The 4,548-nt window shown below is 70.9% G+C and carries 6 protein-coding genes and 1 pseudogene; 4 read left to right on the top strand and 3 right to left on the bottom strand.

The window, feature by feature from the left end; all coding sequences use genetic code 11:
* Positions 1-237, top strand: a pseudogene (locus D476_RS0104000) (ABC transporter ATP-binding protein); the annotation flags it as partial.
* Positions 238-270: 33 nt separating this feature from the next.
* Positions 271-1,221 carry an AraC family transcriptional regulator gene (locus D476_RS0103995; protein ID WP_017622688.1) on the top strand — a complete coding sequence of 317 codons (951 nt, stop codon included), beginning with the start codon at positions 271-273 and terminating at the stop codon, positions 1,219-1,221.
* Here the strand turns inward: D476_RS0103995 and D476_RS0103990 are convergent.
* Positions 1,205-1,498 carry a DUF397 domain-containing protein gene (locus D476_RS0103990; protein ID WP_017622687.1) on the bottom strand — a complete coding sequence of 98 codons (294 nt, stop codon included), beginning with the start codon at positions 1,496-1,498 and terminating at the stop codon, positions 1,205-1,207. The two genes, D476_RS0103995 and D476_RS0103990, sit on opposite strands and share 17 nt — an antisense overlap.
* The gene (locus D476_RS0103985) at positions 1,491-2,300 is read right to left on the bottom strand and encodes a helix-turn-helix domain-containing protein (RefSeq protein ID WP_152529206.1); all 810 of its coding nucleotides are present in this window, start codon (positions 2,298-2,300) and stop codon (positions 1,491-1,493) included. The genes D476_RS0103990 and D476_RS0103985 overlap by 8 nt, the downstream gene beginning before the upstream one ends.
* 230 nt (positions 2,301-2,530) lie before the next feature.
* On the opposite strand from D476_RS0103985, the gene D476_RS0103980 reads away from it, so the two are divergent.
* Positions 2,531-2,995, top strand: coding sequence for a hypothetical protein (locus D476_RS0103980; protein ID WP_017622685.1), 465 nt, complete (start codon positions 2,531-2,533; stop codon positions 2,993-2,995).
* Between the two features lie 122 nt (positions 2,996-3,117).
* Here the strand turns inward: D476_RS0103980 and D476_RS0103975 are convergent, their stop codons facing one another.
* Entirely contained in the window at positions 3,118-3,966 is an 849-nt protein-coding gene (locus D476_RS0103975; protein ID WP_017622684.1) for an NAD(P)H-binding protein, read from the bottom strand.
* A 167-nt stretch (positions 3,967-4,133) separates the two neighbouring features.
* On the opposite strand from D476_RS0103975, the gene D476_RS0103970 reads away from it, so the two are divergent.
* Positions 4,134-4,548: class I SAM-dependent methyltransferase (locus D476_RS0103970; protein ID WP_017622683.1), on the top strand; the 415-nt coding region annotated here is incomplete at its 3' end.

Below are 4,548 nucleotides of genomic sequence, written 5' to 3'. Positions count from 1 at the left end.
CTGCGGGCCCGGGCGGAGCCGACGGAGGGCATCCAGCCGTCGATCGTCGCCGAGATCGAGGAGGTGATCCGCACGGTGGCCGAACGCGGCGTGGCGGTGCTCCTCGTGGAGCAGTACATGGACGTGGCACTGCGCCTGGCGGACGAGGTGGCGGTCATCGACGCCGGGCGGGTGGTGCATTCGGGGCCCCGCGCGTCCCTGGAGGACGGGGAGGCCCGGAAGCTCATCGCGATCTGACCCCGCCCTGACCCGTCTCTATAGGCTGCCTCCATGGACGTGTTCGATGAACTCCTCCGCGGTGTGCGCGGCCAGGGTGCGGTGTTCGGGCGGTCGGCGCTGCGTCCGCCGTGGTCGCTGCACTTCGCCGACGAGGCGTACCTGACGCTGGTCATCCCCATGCGCGGATCGGCGTGGATCCTCACGGAGGACGGGACGCGGCGCCGGGTCGTGGAGGCCGAGGCGGCGATCGTGCGCGGCCCCGCCCCGTTCACGCTCACCGACGACCCGGACGCCGACCGGTCGGCGGTGCGGCGGGAGGTGCGGTGCCTGTCCGACGAGGGCGCCGCCCCCGGAGGTGAGGAGGGTCCGGACGACCTCCAGGCCGAGACCGTGGTCCTCGCCGCGGCGTACGACGTCCGTGCGCAGGTGCCGCAGAGGCTGCTCCAGGTGCTCCCCTCCGTGCTCGTCGTCCCGGACGAGGAGGAGGAGTGCAAGACCATGCGCGCCTACTTGGAGATGCAGCTCGTGTGCGGGCGGCCGGGACGGCAGATCGTGTTGGACCGGCTGTTGGACTGGCTGCTGGTGTGCACTCTGCGGGGGTGGTTCGAGCTGCCGGAGGCCGAGTCGCCGAACTACTACCGCGCGCTGAGCGACGACGTGGCGGGGCCTGCGCTGCAGGCGATGCACGAGGACCCGGCGCACGCGTGGACCACGGCGTCCCTGGCGGCACGCGCGGGGGTGTCGCGGTCGACGTTCGCCAAGCGCTTCGCCGAACAGGTGGGCGAGGGCCCCATGGCGTACCTGACCGGCTGGCGGATGACCCTGGCGGCGGACCTGCTGCACCGCCCGGACATGACGGTGGCGGCGGTGGCCCGGAGGGTGGGCTATGCGGACGCGTTCGGCTTCAGCGCGGCATTCAAGCGTGTTCAGGGGGTGAGCCCCACCGCCTATCGGCAGGCGGCGGAGGCGTCACCGGAGGAGGCGGTCATCCCTGTCGGATGACGTGGAGGAGGGCCGCCCACTCAGAGGCGGGGAAGGAGAGGTGCCCGAGGTCGCGGTTGCGCGTATCGCGGATGGCCGTTGAAGGGCCTTCGGCGACCTCGACGCAGTCCTGGTGTGCACCGCCGCTGTAGGAGGACTTGTGCCACCGATGCGCGACCTCGACGCACTCCTGATGAGCTCCGCCGCTGTAAGACGACTTGCGCCAGTGGAGCGCGATCTCGACGCAGCTTCCACTCCCGCCGCTGTAGGAGGACTTGTACCAGCGCTGTTCAGTCATCGCTCATCCCTTCCAGAGCCTTACGGACACGGTCGAGCGAAGCGCTCGGCTTCGCAGCCTCGGCCTGGATATGCCCGAACCGCAGTCTGAACTCTGCCACTGCTGTGGCGTCGTCAACGAACTGCCCCTTGTATGCGGACTCTGTGTACGCGATGGCGGGCCCGGTGTGGGGAGTAAGGATCTTGAACGGGCCGACCAAGCCGGGATGCCGGCCTGCGTCCACAACCTGAAGGACTATCCGGCCATCACCGGCGACTCCGAGGACATGCTCAAGCTGGCGTCGCATGACAGCACCGCTGTCGACCGGATTCGTGAAGACCGTTTCGCTGAGAACCACGACCATGAAGGGAGATTCCCCCTCCAGGAAGCGCGTCCCACGCCTGACGCGAATGCGTGTGCTCTCCTCGACCTTCTCCGATGGCATCCACGGGGTCACGGCTTTGATGACCATCCGCGCATACTCCTCGGTCTGCAGAAGCGAGGGTATGAGCTGGTTCTGGAACTCCTGGATGGAGACGGCCTCCTGCTCCAGCTCCGACAGCCTCCCCAGCCAGGCGAGGTGACCTGACTGGTTGAGCTCGGTCCACAGGCGCTTGAGCTTGCCGCCCGTCTCCAGCGTGGAGTCGAGAAGCTGAAGGTTCTCGTGCGAAGGGCGCCGAACACCACGTTCCAGGTTCGAGATCGCCGTCCCGCCCACCCCGAGCGCACGCCCCAGCGCCGATTGGGTCATACCCCGGGAGGACCGGAATTCCTGCAGTGCACGGCCCCACCGGATGGTGACGTCGTTGCCGACCTTGACCATGCAATCGAGTGTCACACACCGGCCGCTACTCGCGGGGCGATTCCACAGTTTTCGTCCACAACTCCACACTTGTTGCTCGGACTTGTCATGGCCCCACTGCTTTTCACCGATGATCCACTGCACCTGGATCGGCATTTCGCCTGGTGAGACCTTGCTTCATACACGAAGAGCCCTCGCGACGGCAGCCACCGTCCGAGGGCGTGGCCATCACCTGACCAAGAGGTGACGACATGTCCCAGGGTATCCACCACCGCGACTCGGACCGCTTCCCGGTCCTCCTCAACCTCCTGGCGATGATCCTCCTCCTCGCCTGCCCCGCCCTTCTCGCGCTCCCCTCGCCCAACCCGCACCAGCCTCGGCACGCACGCGGCCTCTGCCCCGCCCCGGAGCAGCCGGAGCAGAAGGCGATCGCCCGCGCCTCCGCCCCCACCGCCCGCTGCTCGACGCGCACCCGCTCCCCCAACCCCGACGTCCCGCCCGACTACGACGCCTTCCTCCTCGTCCACCACGCCCACCGCGCCGACTGGAGCCTCAGCTACCGGTCGGCCGTCACCACCCCCTACCTCGCCACCAACCGCATCGACCCCGAGATCACCGTCGCCGCCACCACGCTCGACGCCCTCGACTCCGCCCTCACCTCCTTCCAGCGCCCCTTCCACGTCCGCCCGTACATCGACTGCGTCCGCTCCTGGTGAGGCGACCACCCATGCACGGGCTCAATGAAGCCGCGTAACACCGCATGAACACGCCGCGCGCCCGGGTCCACGGGGGACCGGGCGCGCGGTGTGGGCTCGGGGTGCTGCCTCGGGGTGGGCGGTCACCCCTCCCAGGCGCCGGACTTCGCCGCGTCGTCGGCGAAGGCCGCGAAGTCGCGGGGCGGACGGCCCAGCGCGCGCTCGACGCCGTCGGCGATCACCGCGTCCCCGCTGGTGCGGATCGGGGTCAGCGCGTTCGCCCAGACGGCCGCATCCTCGGCGGGCACCCCCACCCCGGCGAGCATCTCCGTGAAGCCCTCCACGGTCATGTCCGCGAACCGGGCCGGTCGGCCGGTCGCGCGGGAGATCTCGGCCAGCGCGTCGGCGACGCCGAGCGCCCGCGGCCCGGAAAGCTCGTACTCCTGCCCGTCGTGCCCCTCCTCGGTCAGCGCCGCCACGGCCACAGCCGCGATGTCGTCGGCGTCCACGAACGCCGCGCGGCCGTCCCCGACCGGCAGGGCCAGCTCCCCCGCCACGACCCCGTCGCGGAACAGGCCCTCACTGAAGTTCTGCGCGAACCAGGCCGGCTTCAGCACCGTCCAGGCGGCGCCCGACGCGCGGACGGCGCGCTCGCCTTCCAGGTGGCATTCGGTGATCACCGACTCCGGACCGAAGTAGCCGGGCACCTCCACGCCCCGCGCCGACAGCAGGACCAGGCGCTCGACCCCGGCCGCCACCGCCTGCTCCACCAGGGCGGGCGTGCGCGGGGGCGGGGCGTCGAGTGGGGTGATGAAGGCGGCCCGGACACCGTCGAGCGCGGCCGCCCAGGTGCCGGGGTCGTCCCAGTCGAAGTGAACCTCGGACCGGCGCGACGCCGCCCGAACGGGGACGCCCTTGTCACGCAGGGCGGCGACGACGCGACCGCCGATCGTTCCGGTACCGCCGATGACGAGAACAGGTCGAGTATCCATGCGCCCATCGTCGTGGTGTGGGCCCCCGGATCCCATGCGTGCGCGTATCGGCCCCATGCGCGTTCGTCCGCGCGTCGTCGGTTGCCGGTTCGGCAACGGCGCTTGCCCCCACACCGGCGCGGGGCCACATTGGCAGGCGGCGACGAGCGGGGGAAGGACGAGGGAGCATGGACGCACAGACCTGGGACGAGAGGTACGGCGGCCAGGAGAGGCTGTTCAGCGGGAACCCCAACGGGGTGCTCGTCGACGAGGTGGGGGGACTGTCGCCCGGCACCGCGCTTGACCTGGGGGCCGGTGAGGGCGCCGACGCGCTGTGGCTCGCCGGTCGCGGGTGGCGGGTCACCGCCGTGGACATCTCCCAGGTGGCGTTGGACCGCGCGGCCGCCGCAGCGGGCCCACTCGCCGGGCGGGTGTCCTGGACCCGGGCGGACCTGACCGCCGCCCCGCCGCCCCCGGGCCCGTTCGACCTGGTGTCGGCGCACTTCTTCCCGCTGCCGGTCCAGGAGGGGCACAGCGTCCTCAAGGCGCTGCTGGACACTGTGGCCCCCGGTGGGACCCTGCTGTACGTCGGCCACTGCGCCG

This window comes from Nocardiopsis chromatogenes YIM 90109 (genome assembly GCF_000341185.1).
In the GTDB taxonomy this organism is placed as follows: domain Bacteria; phylum Actinomycetota; class Actinomycetes; order Streptosporangiales; family Streptosporangiaceae; genus Nocardiopsis_A; species Nocardiopsis_A chromatogenes.
Note: the sequence above shows the minus strand (reverse complement) of the source record. Positions and strands in the feature narration are given on the sequence as shown.